Annotated in this window: 20 protein-coding genes; 10 read left to right on the top strand and 10 right to left on the bottom strand. The window is 71.2% G+C overall.

From position 1 onward, the window contains the following. Positions 1–91 precede the first annotated feature (91 nt). The 6 genes from ACIP4Y_RS17720 to hemB all read left to right on the top strand — a co-directional run bounded on the left by ACIP4Y_RS17720 (position 92) and on the right by hemB (position 6966). Positions 92–373: a glutaredoxin family protein gene (locus ACIP4Y_RS17720; RefSeq protein ID WP_401393868.1), complete on the top strand. Its 282-nt coding sequence runs from the start codon at positions 92–94 to the stop codon at positions 371–373. Positions 374–653: 280 nt separating this feature from the next. Then, positions 654–1418: a redox-sensing transcriptional repressor Rex gene (locus tag ACIP4Y_RS17715; RefSeq protein ID WP_401393865.1), complete on the top strand. Its 765-nt coding sequence runs from the start codon at positions 654–656 to the stop codon at positions 1416–1418. Next, the gene (locus tag ACIP4Y_RS17710; RefSeq protein ID WP_401393862.1) at positions 1415–3097 is read left to right on the top strand and encodes a glutamyl-tRNA reductase; all 1683 of its coding nucleotides are present in this window, start codon (positions 1415–1417) and stop codon (positions 3095–3097) included. The genes ACIP4Y_RS17715 and ACIP4Y_RS17710 overlap by 4 nt, the downstream gene beginning before the upstream one ends. Beyond that, positions 3094–4089 (top strand): hydroxymethylbilane synthase, encoded by a 996-nt coding sequence (hemC, locus tag ACIP4Y_RS17705; protein ID WP_358638198.1) that lies wholly within the window; start codon positions 3094–3096, stop codon positions 4087–4089. Before ACIP4Y_RS17710 ends, hemC begins: the two co-directional genes overlap by 4 nt. Beyond that, complete coding sequence (locus ACIP4Y_RS17700) at positions 4086–5786, top strand: uroporphyrinogen-III synthase (protein WP_401393857.1); 1701 nt, start codon at positions 4086–4088, stop codon at positions 5784–5786. The genes hemC and ACIP4Y_RS17700 overlap by 4 nt, the downstream gene beginning before the upstream one ends. A gap of 187 nt (positions 5787–5973) precedes the next feature. Beyond that, positions 5974–6966: a porphobilinogen synthase gene (gene hemB / locus ACIP4Y_RS17695; protein ID WP_358638194.1), complete on the top strand. Its 993-nt coding sequence runs from the start codon at positions 5974–5976 to the stop codon at positions 6964–6966. 28 nt (positions 6967–6994) lie between these two features. On the opposite strand, the gene ACIP4Y_RS17690 is transcribed toward hemB, so the two are convergent. Together ACIP4Y_RS17690 and ACIP4Y_RS17685 are read right to left on the bottom strand one after the other, a co-directional pair. Then, complete coding sequence (locus tag ACIP4Y_RS17690; protein ID WP_401393853.1) at positions 6995–7816, bottom strand: DUF4253 domain-containing protein; 822 nt, start codon at positions 7814–7816, stop codon at positions 6995–6997. A gap of 70 nt (positions 7817–7886) precedes the next feature. Further along, positions 7887–8276: a VOC family protein gene (locus ACIP4Y_RS17685; RefSeq protein ID WP_401393850.1), complete on the bottom strand. Its 390-nt coding sequence runs from the start codon at positions 8274–8276 to the stop codon at positions 7887–7889. Positions 8277–8348: 72 nt separating this feature from the next. Between ACIP4Y_RS17685 and ACIP4Y_RS17680 the strand changes: the two genes are divergently transcribed. Continuing rightward, positions 8349–9317 (top strand): helix-turn-helix transcriptional regulator, encoded by a 969-nt coding sequence (locus ACIP4Y_RS17680; RefSeq protein WP_401393847.1) that lies wholly within the window; start codon positions 8349–8351, stop codon positions 9315–9317. Between the two features lie 31 nt (positions 9318–9348). Here ACIP4Y_RS17680 and argS read toward each other — a convergent pair whose 3' ends face one another. Then, positions 9349–11112 carry an arginine--tRNA ligase gene (gene argS / locus ACIP4Y_RS17675; protein ID WP_401393844.1) on the bottom strand — a complete coding sequence of 588 codons (1764 nt, stop codon included), beginning with the start codon at positions 11110–11112 and terminating at the stop codon, positions 9349–9351. A gap of 128 nt (positions 11113–11240) precedes the next feature. Between argS and lysS the strand changes: the two genes are divergently transcribed. After that, positions 11241–12983, top strand: coding sequence for a lysine--tRNA ligase (gene lysS, locus ACIP4Y_RS17670; protein WP_401393841.1), 1743 nt, complete (start codon positions 11241–11243; stop codon positions 12981–12983). Between the two features lie 51 nt (positions 12984–13034). On the opposite strand, the gene ACIP4Y_RS17665 is transcribed toward lysS, so the two are convergent. The 3 genes from ACIP4Y_RS17665 to ACIP4Y_RS17655 form a co-directional block, all read right to left on the bottom strand. Continuing rightward, positions 13035–14303: a DUF2637 domain-containing protein gene (locus tag ACIP4Y_RS17665; RefSeq protein ID WP_401393838.1), complete on the bottom strand. Its 1269-nt coding sequence runs from the start codon at positions 14301–14303 to the stop codon at positions 13035–13037. A 120-nt stretch (positions 14304–14423) separates the two neighbouring features. Next, positions 14424–15320: a DUF3558 domain-containing protein gene (locus ACIP4Y_RS17660; RefSeq protein WP_401393979.1), complete on the bottom strand. Its 897-nt coding sequence runs from the start codon at positions 15318–15320 to the stop codon at positions 14424–14426. A gap of 126 nt (positions 15321–15446) precedes the next feature. Next, complete coding sequence (locus ACIP4Y_RS17655; RefSeq protein WP_401393835.1) at positions 15447–16295, bottom strand: DUF3558 domain-containing protein; 849 nt, start codon at positions 16293–16295, stop codon at positions 15447–15449. Between the two features lie 215 nt (positions 16296–16510). Between ACIP4Y_RS17655 and ACIP4Y_RS17650 the strand changes: the two genes are divergently transcribed. Beyond that, the gene (locus ACIP4Y_RS17650; RefSeq protein WP_401393832.1) at positions 16511–17704 is read left to right on the top strand and encodes an RtcB family protein; all 1194 of its coding nucleotides are present in this window, start codon (positions 16511–16513) and stop codon (positions 17702–17704) included. Here the strand turns inward: ACIP4Y_RS17650 and ACIP4Y_RS17645 are convergent. After that, positions 17694–18275: a TetR/AcrR family transcriptional regulator gene (locus tag ACIP4Y_RS17645; protein WP_401393976.1), complete on the bottom strand. Its 582-nt coding sequence runs from the start codon at positions 18273–18275 to the stop codon at positions 17694–17696. The genes ACIP4Y_RS17650 and ACIP4Y_RS17645 overlap by 11 nt on opposite strands. 93 nt (positions 18276–18368) lie before the next feature. On the opposite strand from ACIP4Y_RS17645, the gene ACIP4Y_RS17640 reads away from it, so the two are divergent. Continuing rightward, positions 18369–19208, top strand: a complete 840-nt coding sequence (locus tag ACIP4Y_RS17640; protein ID WP_358638174.1) for an NAD(P)H-binding protein — start codon at positions 18369–18371, stop codon at positions 19206–19208. A 10-nt stretch (positions 19209–19218) separates the two neighbouring features. On the opposite strand, the gene ACIP4Y_RS17635 is transcribed toward ACIP4Y_RS17640, so the two are convergent. The 3 genes from ACIP4Y_RS17635 to ACIP4Y_RS17625 form a co-directional block, all read right to left on the bottom strand. Then, on the bottom strand, positions 19219–19377 hold the full coding sequence (locus ACIP4Y_RS17635) for a hypothetical protein (RefSeq protein ID WP_358638172.1): 159 nt from the start codon (positions 19375–19377) through the stop codon (positions 19219–19221). After that, complete coding sequence (locus ACIP4Y_RS17630; RefSeq protein WP_401393827.1) at positions 19377–20153, bottom strand: SDR family NAD(P)-dependent oxidoreductase; 777 nt, start codon at positions 20151–20153, stop codon at positions 19377–19379. Before ACIP4Y_RS17630 ends, ACIP4Y_RS17635 begins: the two co-directional genes overlap by 1 nt. A 65-nt stretch (positions 20154–20218) precedes the next feature. After that, the gene (locus ACIP4Y_RS17625) at positions 20219–20557 is read right to left on the bottom strand and encodes a YnfA family protein (RefSeq protein WP_358638168.1); all 339 of its coding nucleotides are present in this window, start codon (positions 20555–20557) and stop codon (positions 20219–20221) included. Positions 20558–20797 lie beyond the last annotated feature (240 nt).

Here is a 20797-nt window from a genome sequence, read left to right as displayed (position 1 = left end):
TGGTTCCGGCGTCGCGAGGTTGGCGCGGTGTGAACTCTGCTTGACCGGGTCGTTAAAGAAGCGATCCGGAACGGGCACGGAGCGCGCGAGAATGGCCGGCATGAGTCCCCTCTTCCGACGCAGGTCCGAGCCGCGCGCGCGGCTGGTCACGCTCGTCCGCAAGCCCGGCTGTCATCTGTGCGACGACGCGCAGGTGGTGATCGAGAAGGTGTGCGGCGACCTCGGTGTGCCGTGGGAGCCGAAGGACATCACCGAGGACCCGGAGCTGTACGACCGCTACTGGGAGCAGATCCCGGTCGTGCTGATCGACGGTGAGCAGCACACCTTCTGGCGCGTGAACGAGGAGCGGCTGCGACGGGCACTGACCGAGTAGTCCAAACTGGCCGGAAAGTCGCTTAGGATCGACGGCGGTTTGGTCTCGGGGGCGGGATTCGTGAGGAGTGTGTGCGGTTTTGCCCCCAGTAATGAAGGAACGGCGCTGCGTATGCACCGGTTCCGGCCGAGGGCGCCAAACCCGCGTGACCCCGGTCACTTCTGCCGGGCAAATCGGACACCATCTTTGTGCACGCGTTCACAAAGACATAGCCTGCTGTCGACGGGGCGGTCTGGGGACGTATGACCGCCTGCAGCCCCGCTCTACCCGCAGGAGCACCGTGGCAACTGGCCGAACACACCGACCGGCGACCCGTAGCCGAGGGATTCCCGAGGCCACCGTCGCCCGGCTTCCGCTGTACCTCCGAGCCCTGACCGCACTGTCGGAGCGCTCGGTCCCCACGGTCTCCTCCGAGGAGCTGGCCGCGGCGGCGGGGGTCAACTCCGCCAAGCTGCGCAAGGACTTCTCGTACCTGGGTTCCTACGGAACGCGCGGTGTCGGCTACGACGTGGAGTATCTCGTCTACCAGATCTCCCGTGAACTCGGCCTGACCCAGGACTGGCCGGTTGTGATCGTCGGTATCGGCAACCTCGGCGCCGCCCTGGCCAACTACGGCGGTTTCGCCTCCCGTGGCTTCCGGGTCGCCGCGCTGATCGACGCCGACCCGGCGATGGCCGGCAAGCCGGTCGCCGGCATCCCCGTCCAGCACACGGACGACCTCGAGAAGATCATCAAGGACAACGGCGTCTCGATCGGCGTGATCGCGACCCCCGCCGGTGCCGCCCAGCAGGTCTGCGACCGGCTCGTGGCCGCCGGGGTGACCTCCATCCTGAACTTCGCGCCGACCGTGCTGTCCGTCCCGGACGGCGTCGACGTGCGCAAGGTCGACCTCTCCATCGAGCTGCAGATCCTCGCCTTCCACGAGCAGCGCAAGGCCGGTGAGGAGACCGCCGCGGGCGACGGCGCGCTGCCCGCCGCCACCACCCGCGACGAGTCCGCCGACCAGGGACCCGACGGGGACGTACCCGCCGTGATGCCGGCATGAGCCTCCTCGTCGTCGGGCTGAGCCACCGCAGCGCCCCGGTCAGCGTGCTGGAGCGGGCCGCGCTGAGCACGGACGCCCAGATCAAGCTGGTCCAGGACACGGTCGCCGCCGAGCCCGCCACCGAGGCCGCGGTACTCGCCACCTGCAACCGCATCGAGCTGTACGCCGACGTGGACAAGTTCCACGCCGGTGTCGCCGAGCTGTCCACGCTGCTCGCCCAGCACAGCGGCGTCGGCCTGGAAGAGCTGACTCCCTATCTCTACGTGCACTACGAGGACCGGGCCGTCCACCACCTGTTCTCGGTGGCCTGCGGTCTGGACTCGATGGTCGTCGGCGAGGGCCAGATCCTCGGCCAGATCAAGGACTCCCTGGCCCGCGCCCAGGACCTGCACACCGCCGGCAGGCTGCTGAACGACCTGTTCCAGCAGGCCCTCAGGGTCGGCAAGCGCGCCCACTCCGAGACCGGCATCGACCGTGCCGGCCAGTCCCTGGTCACCTTCGGCCTGGAGCAGCTGGCCGCGGGCGGCGACGTGCAGGACTGGGCGAGCGGCCGCAAGGCCCTGGTCATCGGCGCCGGGTCGATGTCGTCCCTGGCCGCCGCGACCCTCGCGCGTGCCGGGGTCGCCGAGGTCGTCGTCGCCAACCGCACCTTCGACCGTGCCGAGCGGCTCGCCCGAATCCTCACCGAGGACGAGGACACCGCGGTGGACGCCCGCGCGGTGCGGATGGACGCCGTGGCCGACGAGCTGACACGTGCCGACGTCGTCGTCTCCTGTACCGGGGCGACGGGTCTGGTGCTCACCGCTGAGGCGGTCGCGCAGGCGGTCGAGGGCCGCACCGGGCAGCCCGTCGCCGACACCGGCGTCACGGCCGTGCGGCCCGCGACCCCGGCCCGGGCCGCCGGCATCGGCGCCGACGAGAACTGCCCGCTGGACCTGGCCGCCGTACAGCCCGGCTTCTCCGTCATGGGCGAGGCAGCCGTGGCCGGCATGGACGCGGCCACCCTGGAGCAGCACGCGGCCTGGGTGGACAAGGGCACGACGGTGGACCGCCGGGAGCGCCGTACGCCCGAGGCGGACGCCGAGCTGATCACCGCGCTCGCCGCGACCGTCGCCACCGTCGGCCGGATCCCCGAGCGGCGCAGGCCCGAGCCGGTCGCCGAGCGGCCCGCGCCCTTCTTCTTCCTGCTCGACCTGGCCATGCCCCGCGACATCGACGCGGCCGTGCACCGGCTGGCCGGGGTCCGCCTGGTGGACATCGAGTCGCTCGCGGAGGCCTCCGCCGACGCGCCGATGGCAGCCGACGTGGACCAGGTCCGGCGTATCGTCTCCGACGAGGTCGCGGCCTTCGGCGCGGCACAGCGGGCGGCGCACATCACGCCGACCGTGGTCGCCCTGCGCACCATGGCCGCCGACGTCGTCGCCGGTGAGATCGCCCGCCTCGACGGCCGCCTGCCCGACCTGGACGAACGCCAGCGCGGTGAGATCCGCCAGACCGTGCACCGGGTCGTCGACAAGCTGCTGCACGCGCCGACCGTACGGGTCAAGCAGCTCGCGGCCGAGCCCGGCGGCGCCGGGTACGCGGACGCGCTGCGCACCCTGTTCGACCTCGACCCCGAGACGGTGGCCGCCGTCTCCCGGGCCGGGGACAGCACACAGACGAAGGACCGACCGGCATGAGTGAGAAGGCTTTGAGGCTGGGGACCAGGCGCAGCAAGCTCGCCATGGCCCAGTCCGGGCAGGTGGCGGAGGCCGTCCGCCGGGTGACCGGGCGGCCCGTCGAGCTGGTCGAGATCACCACGTACGGTGATGTCTCCCGGGAGGCGCTCGCGCAGATCGGCGGCACCGGCGTGTTCGTCACGGCGCTGCGCGACGCGCTGCTCAAGGGCGAGGTGGACTTCGCGGTTCATTCGCTCAAGGACCTGCCGACCACGCAGCCCGAGGAACTGGCCCTGGCCGCCGTACCGGTGCGCGAGGACCCCAGGGACGTGATCGTCGCGCGGGACGCGCTCAAGTTCACCGACCTGCCGCGCGGGGCGCGCATCGGCACCGGTGCGCCGCGCCGCATGGCGCAGCTGAACGCGTATGCCCGCGCCCACGGCCTGGACATCGAGACGGTCCCGATCCGGGGCAACGTCGACACCCGCATCGGGTACGTCCGTGACGGCGAGCTGGACGCGGTCGTCCTGGCCGCCGCCGGACTCCACCGGATCGGCCGGATCGACGAGGTGACCGACTTCCTGTCGGTCGACACGGTTCTGCCCGCCCCCGGCCAGGGGGCCCTGGCGATCGAGTGTCCCGCGGGCAACGCGGAGCTCATCGCGGCGCTCGGCGAACTCGACGACCCGTTCACGCGGGCCGCCGTGACCGCCGAACGGTCACTGCTCGCCGCCCTGGAGGCCGGCTGCAGCGCCCCTGTGGGCGCGCTGGCCGACCTTCCCCCCCTCTCGGCTCCGCTCGAGCGGGGGGACCCCCAGGCCGACGGGCAGATTGTCAAGGAAATGCGCCTGCGCGGCGTCGTCGGCACGACCGACGGCACGCGCATGGTGCAGCTGTCCACCACCGGTCCCGTGCCCCAGACGCACGACCAGGCGTGGGCACTCGGTCGCGAACTCGCCACCGAGATGCTCGCCCAGGGCGCGGCCGGTCTGATGGGGGAGCGAGCACAGTGAGCCCCACCGCCCTTCCTGCCGCCGGTCCGGAACACGGGCACGTCACCTTCCTGGGTGCCGGACCCGGAGATCCGGGACTGCTGACTCTGCGCGCCGTGGAGGCGCTGTCGCACGCGGACGTCCTGGTCGCCGAGCACGAGGTGCTCGACGTGATCCGGACGCACGCCCGACAGGGCGTCTCCGTGGTGGTGCCGACGGACGCGGACTCCTCCCCGCCGGGCACGCCCCAGCTGACGGTCGTTGACGGCACGTCAACACCCGCCGCTGTCCCGGCTGCTGCACGGGATGCCGTCCATCTTGTCATGGAGGCCGCGCGGGGCGGCAGGCGGGTCGTCCGTGCGGTGTCCGGGGACCCGGGACTTGATACGTACGCGGCGGAGGAAATGCTCGCCTGCGCGGCCGCCGGGGTGCCCTTCGAGGTCGTCCCCGGTGTCGCGGCGGCGGTCGGCGTGCCCGCGTACGCCGGTGTTCCGCTGCGGGACGCGCAGGGCGCGGACGTCCGGTTCGTGGACGCCCGTACCGCCTCCGACCGGTGCTGGACGGAGGTGGGCGCGTCGGACGGCACGGTGGTCGTGTCGGCGACCCTGGACTCCGTGGCCGCCGCGGCGGGCGAGCTGGTCTCGGCGGGCCGCAAGCCGGACACCCCGCTGACCGTGACGATCGCCGGTACGACGACCCGGCAGCGGACCTGGACGGCGACGCTCGGCACCATCGCGCAGACGCTGAAGCAGGCGAAGGTGCTGCCGTCACCGGACGGCGGGCGGCCGGTGATAGCCGTGGTCGGCGAGCGCAGTGCCGCCGCCCGGCGCGACCAGCTGTCGTGGTTCGAGTCCAAGCCGCTGTTCGGCTGGAAGGTGCTCGTGCCGCGCACGAAGGAGCAGGCGGCGTCGCTCTCCGACCAGCTGCGGTCCTACGGTGCGGTGCCGCATGAGGTCCCGACCATCGCGGTGGAACCGCCGCGCACGCCCCAGCAGATGGAGCGGGCGGTCAAGGGCCTGGTGACGGGCCGCTACGAGTGGATCGCGTTCACCTCCGTCAACGCGGTGAAGGCGGTCCGCGAGAAGTTCGAGGAGTACGGCCTGGACGCCCGCGCCTTCGCGGGGATCAAGGTGGCCGCGGTGGGCGAGCAGACCGCCAAGGCGCTGGTCGCCTTCGGCGTGAAGCCCGACCTGGTGCCGAGCGGTGAGCAGTCGGCGGCCGGCCTCCTGGAGGACTGGCCCCCCTACGACCCGGTCTTCGACCCGATCGACCGCGTCTTCCTGCCCCGCGCCGACATCGCCACCGAGACCCTGGTGGCCGGCCTGATCGAACTCGGCTGGGAGGTCGACGACGTCACGGCCTACCGCACCGTCCGCGCCTCGCCGCCCCCGGCGGAGACCCGCGAGGCGATCAAGGGCGGCGGCTTCGACGCGGTCCTCTTCACGTCCTCGTCCACGGTCCGCAACCTGGTCGGCATCGCGGGCAAGCCGCACAACGTGACGGTGATCGCGTGCATCGGCCCGGCCACGGCCAAGACGGCCGAGGAGCACGGTCTGCGGGTGGACGTGATGGCTCCGGAGCCGTCCGTGCACAAGCTAGCGGAGGCGCTGGCCGACTTCGGCATGAAGCGCCGCGCTGCCGCGCTGGAGGCGGGCGACCCGGTGACGCGGCCGAGTGAACGGCGACCGGGGGCGCGCAGGCGCCGATCGACGACGTGACCTTCGGCTGACGCCGTCTTCAGGGGTGCCCCGGCTTCTGCCCGGGCACCCCTGCGGCGTTCCGTGCGGGCCGCTCGTAAGGCGTCGACCAGGTGCCCAGCGGCTGCCCTGGACGATCCCGGACCGCCCTTCCCGTCCGACTCCGCGTCGGCAAAGGCACCACCCGGGCGGGCGTAGCGTAGAGGGCATGACGAAGTACGGATCCTTTCCCGGTACGCGTCCCCGACGGTTGCGCACCACCCCCGTCATGCGCCGTATGGTCGCCGAGACCCGGCTGCACCCCGCCGACTTCATCCTTCCGGCGTTCGTCCGGGAGGGTGTCAGCGAGCCGGTGCCGGTCGGGGCGATGCCCGGGGTCGTGCAGCACACCCGGGACAGCCTGAAGAAGGCCGCACTGGAGGCCGTGGAGGCGGGCGTCTCCGGGATCATGCTGTTCGGCGTGCCGGAGGAGGGCAAGAAGGACGCCCTGGGCACGGCCGGCACCGACCCGGACGGGATTCTCCAGGTGGCCCTGCGGGACGTCCGGGCCGAGGTCGGCGACGACCTGCTCGTCATGTCCGACCTGTGCCTGGACGAGTTCACCGACCACGGGCACTGCGGGGTGCTGGACGCCGAGGGCCGTGTCGACAACGACGCCACCCTGGAGCGGTACGCCGAGATGGCGCAGGTGCAGGCCGACGCCGGCGCCCATGTCGTCGGCCCGAGCGGCATGATGGACGGCCAGATCGGCGTCGTCCGCGACGCGCTCGACCAGATCGGCCGCGAGGACGTCGCGATCCTCGCCTACACCGTCAAGTACTCCTCCGCCTTCTTCGGCCCCTTCCGAGAGGCCGTCGCCTCCTCCCTCAAGGGCGACCGCAAGACGTACCAGCAGGACCCCGCCAACTGGCGCGAGTCCCTGCGGGAGCTGGAGCTCGACCTGGCCGAGGGCGCCGACATGGTCATGGTCAAGCCGGCCGGCCCCTACCTCGACATCCTCGCCCGGGTCGCGGACGCGGTGGACGTGCCCGTCGCCGCCTACCAGATCTCCGGCGAGTACGCGATGGTCGAGGCCGCCGCCGAGAAGGGCTGGATCGACCGGGACCAGGCGATCTTGGAGACCCTCACCGGCATCAAGCGGGCCGGGGCGCGCAACATCCTCACCTACTGGGCCACCGAGGCGGCCCGGAAGCTGCGCTGACGCACCGCCGGCCCGCGGGGGCGTCGCGTCAGTCCCACCAGAAGGACCAGGCGGGCGCCCCGATCAGGCCCTTCGCGTACGCGGCGAGGGTGTCCTGTTCGCCTTGGAGCACGTTGTCCGGGCAGAGCGCGAAGTGCTCCGCCGCCACCGCCTCGGCCTGCTCCTGCGTGGTCGGCGGGGCGGCGACGGACACGACGAGGGTGTCCGGGCCGAGCGCCACCACCCGGACACCGAACCGGTCCTCCCAGGAGCGCAGCACCGCGCAGATCCGGGCCACGTCGGCCTCGTAGTTCACGGCGCCGGTCCAGCCGATCGCCGCCGGTATGTCGGCGGACCGCCGGGCCGGAACGAGCGCGAGGTGCGCCACCTCCACGCCCCGGTCCGGATCGGCGGCCAGCACGTCGGCGACCTGTGCGGCACGGGTGTCCGGGTCGGCGGAGAGGGCGGCGGGGGCGGGCGCCAGGCCGGGCCACTCGTCCCCGAACGGCTCGATCTCCTCGGCGAGTTCGCCGTCCTCCGTCTCCTCCTCCCAGTACTCCGCGAGGACGTCCGCGCCGTCGTGGTCGCCCGGGTACGACGCCTCACCGGGCAGCAGCACCCAGTCGTCCAGGCCGCCCGCGTCGGCGCCGGTGTCCACGAGCACCGGCAGCAGGCCGACCCGCGCACCCGGCGCCCCCAGCGCCTTCCAGGAGCCCGGCGCGGCCGGCTTCTCCGCGTACCACAACAAAGGCTCGGGCCAGGGGCCGTCGTCCGTCATGTCGACGAGTCTGCCGGGCGGCAGTTGAAGACCCAGCGAACGCCCGCTGGGGTCGGTGGCCAGCTTGGGCAGCGGATTGGGAAGAGTCGCCATACCACCGACTGTACGACCCAGCACTGACAACGCCCTTGGCCCTCAACGCCGTTGCCGCGCCACCGGGCGGTCAGACCAGTGTGGTGATGCAGAACGGGTGGCCCGCCGGGTCCAGCAGGACCCGCCAGCGGTCCGGCTGCGGCTGCGCCTCCGGCTTGGTCGCGCCCAGCTTCAGCAGGTGGGCCTCGGCCGCCTCCAGGTCGTCCACGCCCACCTCGATGTGGGCCTGCTTCTCCTGGGCCGGGTCCGGCCAGGTGGGGCGGCGGTAGTCGGCCAGGCGGTTGAAGCCCAGGCCCGGCGCGCCGTCCTTGCCGCCGAGGAAGACGAACTCCTCGGACGTGTAGGCGACGGAGAGGCCGAACATCTCGGCGTAGAAACGGGACAGTTCGAGCGGGTCGGCGCAGTCGAAGGTGACGGCTGCGTAGCGGAGGACGGGCGCGGAAGCGGTGTCTGTGCTCATGGGGACGACCGTAGGACACGACCCGGACACCTACGGTCCTGGTTGTGCGGGCCCGTGTGAAAAACTTCCCCCGTGCTCAGCGCCTCCGCCCGTCTGCTGCGTCTGCTCTCGCTGCTCGCCGCCCGGCCCTCCTGGACCTGCGCCGAGCTGGCCGACCGGATGGCCGTCACCGACCGCACCGTGCGGCGGGACATCGCCAAGCTGAGGGAACTCGGCTACACCGTCGACTCCGACGCCGGACCCTGGGGCGGTTACCGGCTCCGGGCCGGCTCACGCGTGCCGCCGCTGATCCTGGACGACGAAGAGGCGCTGGCCGTGGCCGTGGGGCTGCGGGAGGCCGCGCTCGGCGGAGCCCTCGGCGGGGACCAGGCCGCCCTGTCCGCGCTGCTGAAGCTGCGGCAGGTGCTGCCGCCCCGGATCGCCGAACGGCTCGGGGAGTGGGACGACGCCCTCGTACGGCTTCCCTGGCCCGACGCGCCGCGGCTCCGGCCCGGCATGCTCCTGGAACTGGCCGCCGCCTGCCGGCGCGGCGAGCGCGCCCGGCTGTCGTACCGCGACGGGCACGGCCGGAACACGGTCCGGGACGTCGACCCGTACCGGCTCGTCCACACCGGACGGCGCTGGTACTTCGTCGCCCGGGACGTGGAGCGCGGCTGGCGGACCTTCCGCGCCGACCGGGTCGAGCGGCTCCAGCCCACCGGCCGCCCGGCGGAGATCACCGACCCGCCCGACCCGGCCCGGCTCGTCTCCCGCAACACCGCCAACGGCCCCTACCCGTTGTCGGCCACCATCCGGCTGCCGCTGCCCATGGCGGACGCCCTGCGGGTCGTACCCGCCACCGTCGGCACCCACCGGGCCGACGGACCGGACGCCACCGTCGTGGACATCGGCGGTCCGGACGCGGACGGCCTCGCCCGCTACCTGCTCGGCCTCGCCACCCCTTTGCGTGTCCTCGGCCCGGACGCCGTACGGGAGGCCTTCGTGCGCCGGGCGCGCGAGCTCCTGGCCGCGCAGACAGCCGACGGCCCGCCCCCGGAGTGAGGGCGGGCCGTCGGCGCCGTAGCGTGCTCGGTCAGAGCTTCTCGGGTGTGCGGATGCCCAGCAGGGCCATGCCCTGGTGCAGGGTGCGGGCCGTCACGTCGCACAGGAACAGGCGGTTCTCCACCTGTTCGGGCGACCCGGCCTTCAGCACCGGGCACTTGTCGTAGAACGACGTGTACAGGGACGCCAGCTGGTACAGGTACGCCGCCAGCTTGTGCGGCGCGTACTCCGTCGCCGCCTCCCGCACCGTCTCCCCGAAGGAGTCCAGGTGCAGGCCGAGCGCGCGCTCCGCCTCGTGCAGGGCCAGCTCCGGGCGGGCCGCCGGGGAGACGTCGCCGGCCTTGCGGAGGATCGACTGGATACGGGCGTAGGCGTACTGGAGGTAGACGGACGTGTCGCCGTTCAGCGAGACCATCTGGTCCAGGTCGAACTTGTAGTCCCGGTTCGCCGACGTCGACAGGTCCGCGTACTTCACCGCGCCGATGCCCACCTGGGCACCCCGCTCGGCGATCTCCTCCTCGGACAGGTCCTGCGCCTTCTCCCGGACCACGGCCGACGCGCGGTCGATCGCCTCGTCCAGCAGGTCGACCAGGCGGACCGTCTCGCCCTCACGCGTCTTGAACGGCTTGCCGTCCTTGCCGAGGACCGTGCCGAAGGCCAGCTGCACCGCCGTCACGTCCTCGTTCAGCCAGCCGGCCCGGCGGGCGGTCTCGAAGACCATCCGGAAGTGCAGGGCCTGCCGCGCGTCCACCACGTACAGCAGGGTGTTCGCCTTGAGGTTGAAGACGCGGTCGCGGATCGCGGACAGGTCGGTGGCCGCGTAGCCGTAGCCGCCGTCCGACTTCTGCACGATCAGCGGGACCGGGTTGCCGTCCGGGCCCTTGATGTCGTCGAAGAACACGCACAGGGCGCCCTCGGATCGGACGGCCACGCCCGACTCCTCCAGCAGGCGGCAGGTCTCCGCCAGCATGTCGTTGTACCCCGACTCGCCGACGATGTCCGCGTCCCGGATCTCCATGTCCAGCTTCTCGAAGACGGAGAAGAAGTAGATCTTCGACTCGTCCACGAACTTCTGCCACATCGCGAGCGTGTGCTCGTCCCCGGCCTGGAGGTCGACCACCCGGCGCCGGGCCCGCGTCTTGAACTCCTCGTCGGAGTCGAAGAGCTTGCGCGCCGCCTTGTAGAGGCGGTCGAGGTTCGACATCGCCTCCTCGCCCGTCACCCGGGCGGCCTTGTGGTCCAGCTCGTGCGGGTGCTCGTCCAGGTACTGGATGAGCATGCCGAACTGGGTGCCCCAGTCGCCGATGTGGTGCCGGCGGACCACGTTCTCGCCGGTGAACTCCAGCAGCTGCACCACCGAGTCGCCGATCACCGCGGACCGCAGGTGGCCGACGTGCATCTCCTTCGCCACGTTCGGCTGCGCGTAGTCGATCACCGTGGTGCCCGGCTGCTCGGCGGTCGGCACGCCCAGGCGGCCCGTCTCGTCCGCGTACCGCGCGGCCAGGTTGGCGGTGATCGCCCTGTCCGCGATCGTGATGTTGAGGAAGCCGGGGCCGGACACCTCGACGTCCTTGATCACGTCACCCGTCACCACCCGGGAGACGACCTGGGCCGCCAGCTCCCGCGGGTTCGCCTTCGCCTTCTTCGCGAGCGCCAGGATGCCGTTGGCCTGGAAGTCGGCCCGGTCGCTTCGTCGCAGCAGCGGGTCCGCACCGGCGGCCTCCGGCAGGGTGGCCGAGAGGGCGGACGCGAGGTGCTGCTGGACGTTGTCGCTGAGGGACGTGACCGAGGCCATAGGAAGGGGTGCCGTTCTCCTCGTGGGGATGGATAGACCCACCCAGTATCCCACGGGGGGTAAAGCCGTTTTCCCGGCCGCGATTCCGTCTGTGAGAATGGAGTGTCACCCCGTTCAGAAAGAAGGACGTGCCGATCGTGGCTCAGAGCACCGAGACCACCGACTGGGTCTCCCGTTTCGCGGATGAGGTCATCGAGGAGTCGGAGCGCCGGGCCCCGGGCAAACCGGTCGTCGTCGCGTCCGGACTCTCCCCCTCCGGGCCGATCCACCTCGGCAACCTCCGCGAGGTCATGACCCCGCACCTCGTCGCCGACGAGATCCGCCGCCGCGGCCACCAGGTCCGGCACCTGATCTCCTGGGACGACTACGACCGCTACCGCAAGGTGCCGAAGGGCATCGCCGGGGTCGACGAGGAGGCCTGGGCCGAGCACATCGGCAAGCCGCTGACCTCCGTCCCGGCGCCCAAGGGCTCGCCCCACCCGAACTGGGCCGAGCACTTCAAGGCCGCGATGATCGAGTCGCTCGCCCAGCTCGGCGTCGAGTTCGACGGGATCAGCCAGACCGAGCAGTACACCACCGGCGTCTACCGCGAGCAGATCCTGCACGCCATGAGGCACCGGAACGACATCGACGCCATCCTCGACCAGTACCGCACGAAGAAGGCCCCGAAGAAGCAGCAGCAGAAGCCGGTCGACGCGGCCGAACTGGAGGCCGAGGAAGGCTCCGGCGCCGCCTCCGAGGACGACGGCAGCTCCGGCTCCGCCGGCTACTTCCCCTACAAGCCGTACTGCGGCAACTGCGGCAAGGACCTGACCACCGTCACCTCCTACGACGACGACAGCACCGAACTGGCGTACACCTGCACCGCCTGCGGCTTCGCCGAGACCGTCCGGCTGAGCGAGTTCAACCGCGGCAAGCTGGTCTGGAAGGTCGACTGGCCGATGCGCTGGGCGTACGAGGGCGTGATCTTCGAGCCCAGCGGTGTCGACCACTCGTCCCCCGGGTCCAGCTTCCAGGTCGGCGGCCAGATCGTCGGCATCTTCGGCGGCAAGCAGCCCATCGGCCCCATGTACGCCTTCGTCGGCATCTCCGGCATGGCGAAGATGTCGTCCTCGCGGGGCGGGGTCCCGACCCCGGCCGACGCGCTGAAGATCATGGAGCCGCAGCTGCTGCGCTGGCTCTACGCCCGCCGCAAGCCCAACCAGTCCTTCAAGATCGCCTTCGACCAGGAGATCCAGCGGCTCTACGACGAGTGGGACAAGCTCGCCGCCAAGGTGGCCGACGGCTCCGCCCTGCCGGGCGACGTGGCCGCGTACACCCGTGCCGTCGGCACCGCCGCCGGCGAGCTGCCGAAGACCCCGCGCCCGCTGCCGTACCGCACCCTCGCGTCCGTCGCCGACATCACCGCCGGACACGAGGACCAGGCCCTGCGGATCCTCTCCGAGCTGGACCCGGAGCAGCCGCTGGCCTCCCTGGACGAGGTCCGGCCGCGCTACGACCGGGCCGAAGCCTGGATCAACACGCACGTCCCCGCCGACCAGCGGACCATCGTGCGCGACGAACCCGACGTCGACCTGCTCAAGTCCCTCGACGAGGCCTCCCAGCAGTCCGTACGCCTGCTCCTCGACGGACTCGCCGACCACTGGTCGCTCGACGGGCTCACCCACCTCGTCTACGGCGTCCCCAAGGTCCAGGCCGGCTTCGCCGCCGACGCCACGCCGAAGGAACTCCCGCCCGAGATCAAGACGGCCCAGCGGACGTTCTTCGCCCTGCTGTACCACCTGCTCGTCGGCCGCGACACCGGCCCCCGACTGCCCACCCTGCTGCTCGCGGTCGGGCAGGACCGGGTACGGCGCCTGCTCAGCGAGTAAGCGGCAACACAAAAGGGGCCCTCTCCGGCGGAGGGCCCCTTCTTCATGCCGTCAGGCGATGTGCTCGTCCTGCATCTCCTGGTAATGCCGCTCGGCGAAGATCTTCACCAGGCGTTCGGCCTCGCCCCGGGGGAGCGACACGCCGTAGGTCGCCTCCACGTCCTCCCTGAGCTGCGGGCCCGTGGGATAGCTGCCGTCGATCGACTTGCGGAAGACCTGGTAGTAGTCCTCCTCCGTCGGCTCCGGCTCGGCCGTGCCACCGCCCTCGCCCAGCTCGCGGGTCCGGGTCGCACTCACCGGGATCGGGAAACTGCCGGTCTCCTCGGGAGAGGGCTGCTGGAACTGCTCCGGCGGCTGCTCCTCGTACCACTCCCCGTACTCCTCCTCGGGGGCGTACTGAGGCTCCTGCATCATCGGGTCGTACGTCGGGTCGTACCCGCCGTGGTACTCGATCTCCCGCGGCGCCTGGAACCAGGGGCTCTGCTCGTCCGCCGCGGGATCCTCCGGGCGCTGCCCGCCGGCAGGCGCCGCCTGCCTCGGCACGGGCGCCGCCCCGGCGGCACGACCGCCCGCGGCCGCAGCGGCGGACCCGCCCGCAGCCGCGGCGCCCGCCGCCGCCAACTGCGGCTGCTGCGCCACCGGAGGGAGGAGCACCGGCTCGATGCCCGCCGCCGCCAAGCCCGCCGGGGCCGTCTCCGCCAGCGGCACGCCGTACCTCGCCAGGCGGAGCGGCATCAAGGACTCCACCGGAGCCTTCCTGCGCCACGCCCGGCCGAAGCGGCTGCGCAGCCGCGCCTGATAGACGAGACGTTCCTGCTCCAGCTTGATCACCTGGTCGTAGGAACGCAGCTCCCACAGCTTCATACGGCGCCACAGCAGGAACGTGGGCACCGGGGAAAGCAGCCAGCGGGTGAGACGGACCCCCTCCATGTGCTTGTCCGCCGTGATGTCGGCGATACGGCCGACCGCATGCCGCGCCGCCTCCACCGAGACGACGAACAGCACCGGGATCACCGCGTGCATCCCCACACCCAGCGGATCCGGCCACGCGGCCGCACCGTTGAACGCGATCGTCGCCGCCGTCAGCAGCCACGCCGTCTGGCGGAGCAGCGGGAAGGGAATCCGGATCCAGGTCAGCAGCAGATCAAGGGCGAGGAGAACACAGATACCTGCGTCGATACCCACCGGGAACACATAGGAGAAGTTCCCGAAGCCCTTCTTGATGGCCAGCTCGCGGACGGCCGCGTACGAACCGGCGAAGCCGATGCCGGCGATGATCAAGGCGCCGGTCACGACCACGCCGATGAGAACGCGGTGCATCCGAGTCAGCTGCAGTGGCGCGGCCACTCGTACTCCCCTCCCATTGCGTGTTGTTGCGCGCAACAGAGTGGCACACGTGTGCGGCGAACGTGGTGCCGGTCAGCCGCTACGACCCCTCGGTCAGCTCTCCCGCGCGGCCGACCTGGACGGAGAGGCACTGGAGGAGGCCGACTTGGACGGCGCCTTCGAAGGCGACGCCGACTTCGACGGCTCCGAGGACCGAGACGGCGAACTCGCCGCACCGCCCGCGCCGTTGGCCGACGACACCGACGCCACGACCTCCTTGAGCGCCTTCTCCGCCGCCTTCGTCAGATCATCCGCGTCCGGAGTCTTCTCACCGGCCAGACCGGCACCGTTGTAGTCGAGCGTCACCACGACGTTCTCCACCCGGGCGACGACCGTCTGCTGCTTGAAGAGGCCTTCCTTCTTCTTCAGGTCGTACCGCACCGCCGTCGCCTCCGCACCCGTACCCGACAACGGCACGACCTTGGTGTTCTTGGCACCGTCCACCGACTGGACGTCCTTGGCCTGCCGCGTGAAGTACGCGTGCGCCTGATCCGCACCGGAGCCGCGCGTCGCATCCGAGTCGAACCGCAGCAAAGAGACCGTCAGCCAGCGGAACTGCGAACCCTTCACCCCGTTGTTGTCCAGACTGTTCCACGAGCAGGACGCACGCGACGACGGATCGTCCGAACTGCCCTTCTTCGCCGACTTCACACCCTTCGGGACCAGATCCTCCAGGGACTTCTTCGCCAGCACCGCACACGCATCGGGAAGCTTCTGGTACGCGGCGGCCTGCACGGTCGGCGACGCACTCGCCGACGGCTGCGTACTGCCGCCACCCGCCGACTGCGTGCTCTCACCACCGGACTTGGCCTTGGAATCACCCGAGTCCGAGGAACAGGCGGCCGTGATCAGAACCGCGGGAACGGCTGCCGCGCAGACAAGAGCGCGGCGAAGGCGCTTGGCTCGCTGGCTGGGCTGGGCACGGTCGTCTCGCTGGGCTGCTCGCTGCATGGTTCCTTCACTCATGACGCTCGGTGTTCGTGCGGGTTCCTGCGGGGCCACGGTACGCGGTGAAGGGGCCGTGGGCTTTCCGTTCCCGCGCTTTGCGGGCAGGGACGGACGGGGCCTGTGAGACCGTCAGCCACCCAGCGCGTCATCCAGCAGGGAGGCCAGATTCAGGGCCCTGTCCTGCATTTCCTTGCTGTCCGGGACCGTCCCCATGGCCATCGGCTGCTCCTCGTACTGGAGCGTGACGATGACATTGGACGTGCGGAACACCACAGTCACCGTCCGCTGTTCGGCCGTCGAACCGGACGTGTTCAGCCGGTCGTCCAGATACGCCTCGTCACCGAGATCGGAGAGCGTACGCGGCTGCAGATCCGTGGGCGCGGCACCGGACGACGAGGCATCCGGGGACGCGGACGAAGAGGCGCCGCCGCTCGGGGACCCCTTCGGGGACGCGGCCGAGGGCGAGACCGAAGACGCGGACGACGAGGACGTGGGCGTCGGGGACGGCGGCGCCGACGAACTGCTCGGCGCCGGCAGATCGGCGGCCGTCTCCTTCTCCTGGAACAGCTTCTGCGCCTGATCGTCGTCGCTGACCGTGTTGTCGTACGACACCACACGCTCGAAGTCCACCGACAGCCGGTCCGTGGCGTCGGCCGACTCCACCTTCCACCGGCAGCCGACCTTGCGATCGGTGTCGTAGGTGAGCGCGGCCTCGCCCTGGTACGCCCTGTCCCGCTGCACCGGGTCGGTGATCTGCCGGATGCCCGGCAGCAGCGCGTCCAGCGTGTCGTGGTCGACCGCACCGCAGGGCTCGGGGAGCGTGCGGTACTTGCCCGGCTGCGCCGCCGCCGTCGCCGTACCGGTGTCGCCCGGATTGGCGTCGTCCGTCGCGCCGTCGCTCCCGGAACCGCTCGTGCAGCCGGCCAGCAGCGCCGCGAGGAGGGCGGCGGTGCCGGATACGTACGCCTTCCGCTGCACGGTCGGGCTCCTCTCGACGGTGTGTGCTCGCTCGGTGCTCCAGTGTCCCCGCTGGTTATTCGCTTGCCGCAGCGGGGCGCCCCCTGGAGACAATGTCTATCGCACGCACTGCTGCGGACGCCGGTCCCTTGTCCCTTTTCGTCGACCTTGGCACCGCTTTTGCGTTTTGCTGCTTCTAAGTCTTTTGTTGTTGCTTTCGGGGGAATGAGGAACATATGTCGTACGTGGAGATGCCGGGCGCCAAGGTCCCGATCCGGATGTGGGCGGACCCGGCGACGGTGGAGGACGTGGCCCTGCGCCAGCTCCAGAACGTGGCCACCCTGCCGTGGATCAAGGGCCTGGCCGTGATGCCGGACGTGCACTACGGCAAGGGCGCCACGGTCGGCTCGGTCATCGCCATGCAGGGCGCGGTGTGCCCGGCCGCGGTGGGCGTGGACATCGGCTGCGGGATGTCGGCGGTGAAGACGTCCCTGACGGCGAACGATCTTCCGGGGGACCTGTCGCGACTGCGGTCGAGGATCGAGCAGGTCATTCCGGTGGGGCGGGGGATGCATGAGGAGCCCGTGGAGCCGGGCGACTTCCATGGGCTGGCCACGGCCGGGTGGGACGAGTTCTGGGGGCGGTTCGACGGGATCGCGGAAGCGGTCAAATTCCGTCAGGAACGTGCCTGGAAGCAGATGGGAACGCTGGGAAGCGGCAACCACTTTGTCGAGGTGTGCACGGATACGGACGGTTCCGTGTGGCTGATGCTCCACTCCGGCTCCCGGAACATCGGCAAGGAACTGGCCGAGCACCACATCGGCGTGGCCCAGAAGCTCCCGCACAACCAGGGCCTGGTCGACCGTGACCTCGCCGTCTTCGTGTCGGACACCCCGCAGATGGCGGCCTACCGCAACGACCTGTTCTGGGCGCAGGAGTACGCCAAGTACAACCGCACGCTCATGATGGCGCTCCTGAAGGACGTGATCCGCAAGGAGTTCAAGAAGGCGAAGCCGACCTTCGAGCAGGAGATCTCCTGCCACCACAACTACGTGGCGGAGGAGCGGTACGAGGGCATGGACCTGCTCGTCACCCGCAAGGGCGCGATCCGGGCCGGCTCCGGCGACTACGGGATCATCCCCGGCTCGATGGGCACGGGGTCGTACATCGTGAAGGGCCTCGGCAACGAGCTGGCCTTCAACTCGGCCTCGCACGGCGCGGGCCGGCGGATGAGCCGGAACGCGGCCAAGCGGCGCTTCTCCACCAAGGATCTGGAGGACCAGACCCGGGGTGTGGAGTGCCGCAAGGACTCCGGCGTCGTGGACGAGATCCCTGGCGCCTACAAGTCGATCGACCAGGTCATCGACCAGCAGCGGGACCTGGTGCAGGTCGTGGCGAAGCTGAAGCAGGTCGTCTGCGTCAAGGGCTGACCTGGAACGAGTCCAGCCACCGCAGCAGGCGTGCGCCCTCCCGGTTCATGATGTCCGGGTCGCGGAGGGCGTTGGTCAGGAGGGACATGCCCTGGTAGGCGGAGATCAGGGTGAGGGCGTGGTCGTCCGGGTCGGGCAGGCCCCACTGGCGGAACTGGGTGGCCGTCCAGTCCAGCAGGCGGCGGATGACTGCGCCGGCCTCCGCGTCCAGGGTGCCGTCGGCGCGCTTGTCGAGTTCGACGGCCAGGGTGCCGGTGGGGCAGCCGTGACGGGCGGCGGTCTCGCGTTGGGCGATCCAGGCTTCGATCAGGGCCTTGAGGCGGTCGCGGGGGGTCGGCAACTGGTCCAGGGCGTCGGTGAGTTCGTCCAGGTGGGCCTGGTGTTCCGCCAGTGCCGCCTGGACCAGTTCGTCCTTGGTCTTGAAGTAGTAGTAGACGTTTCCGACCGGGACGTCGGCCTCGCGGGCGATGTCGGCGAGGGTGGTGCGCTCGACGCCCTGCTGGTGCAGGACGCGGGCTGCCGCTGCCGTGAGTCGTCGGCGCTTCTGTGACGCCCGTGCTCGCCGGTCCACTGAGTTTGTCACCTGACTGACTATAGACAGGCGGGGAGGGCCGCGTGCTAGCCTCCTTTTTAGTTAGTCGACTGACTTAAACGAGGGGGAGCGGTGATCGTTGTTACCGGGGCCACTGGGAACATCGGGCGTGCGTTGGTGGGGGTGCTGGCCGAGGCCGGTGAGGAGGTCGTGGCCGTGTCGCGGGGGGACGGGGTGGCCGGGGCCGGGGTGCGGTGGGTTCGGGGCGGGGTCGGGGACGCCGGGAGTCTGCGGCCCGCCCTGGAAGGGGCTCGGGCGGTGTTCCTCGTGCTGGGCGGCGAGTTGAACTTCCGGGGGGAGAGTCCCGACGCCCTGGTCGAGGCGGTCGCGGATGCCGGGGTCGGGCGGATCGTGCTCGTGTCGTCGCAGGTCGGTGCCACCCGGCCGGAGGCGCCCTCGCATGCCCGGCTGCGGGAGTTCGAGGCCGCCGTGCGGGCCTCGGGGCGGGAGTTCACCGTGCTGCGGCCGGCAGGGTTCGCGTCCAACGCGCTCGCCTGGAGCGAGTCGGTTCGTACCCGGCGCACCGTGTACGCGCCGTTCGGCGATGTCGCGCTGCCCGTGGTCGACCCGGCGGACATCGCCGCCGTGGCCGCCGCCGCGCTGCTGGAGGACGGGCACGCGGGCCGGGTGTACGAGCTGACCGGCCCGGAGCCGATCAGTCCGCGCGGGCAGGCGGAGGTCATCTCGGCGGCCCTGGGCGAGGAGGTGGCGTTCGTGGAGCTGTCCCGGGAGGAGGCGCACGCGGGGATGGCGCGGTTCATGCCGGAGCAGGTGGTCGCCGGCACGCTGGACGTCCTCGGTGCGCCGCTGCCGGCCGAGCGGCGGCCCGCCCCCGATGTGGCGGCCGTGCTGCACCGGCCGGCCGCCCCCTTCGCGGCGTGGGTCGCGCGGAACCTGCGCGCGTTCGCCTAGGCCCTGCGGGCTACTTCGCGTGCCGTACGGCGTAGATCATGATGAACGCGATGAAGTGGATGCCGAAGAGGAAGTAGCCCAGGAAGTACCAGACCTGGCGTTCGTTCTTCGTCTCCTGGGCCAGGCGCCGCTTTTCGAAGGTGTCCTCCGTCAGGGGGTTCTCGTCCATCAGCGTTCCCGGTGGACCTTGGTGTTGGACGCCTGGGCGCGCGGGCGCAGGACCAGGAGGTCGACGTTGACGTGGCTGGGGCGGGTCGCCGCCCAGGTGATGGTCTCGGCCACGTCGTCCGCGGTGAGGGGCTCGGCGACGCCCTCGTACACCTTGGCGGCCTTCTCGGTGTCGCCGCCGAAGCGGGTGAGGGCGAACTCGTCGGTCTTGACCATGCCGGGGGCGATCTCGATGACGCGGACCGGCTGGCCGACGATCTCCAGGCGGAGGGTCTCGGCGAGGACGTGGGCGCCGTGCTTGGCGGCCACGTAGCCGCCGCCGCCCTCGTAGGTGCCGTGGCCGGCGGTGGAGGAGACGACCACGATCACGCCGTCGCCGCTCGCGACGAGCTTCGGCAGCAGGGCCTGGGTGAGGTTGAGGGTGCCGATGACGTTGGTCTCGTACATCGTGCGCCAGTCGGCGGGGTCGCCGGTGGCCACCGGGTCCGCACCGAGGGCGCCGCCGGCGTTGTTGACGAGGACGCCGATGGTCTTGAAGGCGGTGGCGAACTCGTCGACGGCGGCGCGGTCGGTCACGTCCAGCTGGTAGGCGACGGCGGAGTGGCCGGCCTTGGTGATGTCCTCGGCGAGGGCTTCGATGCGGTCCTTGCGGCGGGCGGTGAGGACGACGCGGTAGCCGGCCGCGGCGAGCTGTCGGGCCGTGGCGGCGCCGATGCCGCTGCTCGCGCCGGTGATGACGGCGATGCGGGAGGCGGCGGACGGGGCGGCGGTGGCCATGGCTGCTCCTGGGGCTGCGTCGGGGGTGGTGCGCTCGGATGGGTCCCGTCCAGCGTAAGTGAGCCTCAGCCGCCGTTCCGTGGCGCCCACATGATGACGGCCATGCCGGTGAGGCAGATCAGCGCTCCGGTGATGTCCCAGCGGTCGGGGCGGTAGCCGTCGGCGATGACGCCCCACAGGAGGGAGCCGGCCACGAAGATCCCGCCGTAGGCGGCGAGGATGCGGCCGAAGTGGGCGTCGGGCTGGAAGGTGGCGACGAAGCCGTACGCGCCGAGGGAGAGGACGCCGCCGGCCGCCCACAGCCAGCCGCGGTGTTCGCGTACGCCCTGCCAGACCAGCCAGGCGCCGCCGATCTCGAAGAGGGCGGCGACGACGAAGAGGGCGGCGGAGCGGAGGATCGGCATGGGCGCAGCTTCGCACGCGGGGGTGGTGTCACCTTGTTGGAGGGCGCCTGGCGGGCGGCTCGCGTGGCATACATCCGTACGGCGGTCGTAGGGACGGCGGCCAGGTGTACGGCGGTGCCGGTGCGAGCGAGGAGTGGTGAGGGCGTGCGGATGCGGGCGTGGGTGTTGTCCGGGGTGTGTGCCGGTGCCGTCCTGGTTCCGGGGGCCGCGGTGGCCGCTCCGGTTCCGGAGGCCGATCTG

This window comes from Streptomyces sp. NPDC088810 (genome assembly GCF_044750305.1).
GTDB lineage: Bacteria > Actinomycetota > Actinomycetes > Streptomycetales > Streptomycetaceae > Streptomyces.
This window is presented reverse-complemented; position numbering and strand designations above follow the sequence as displayed.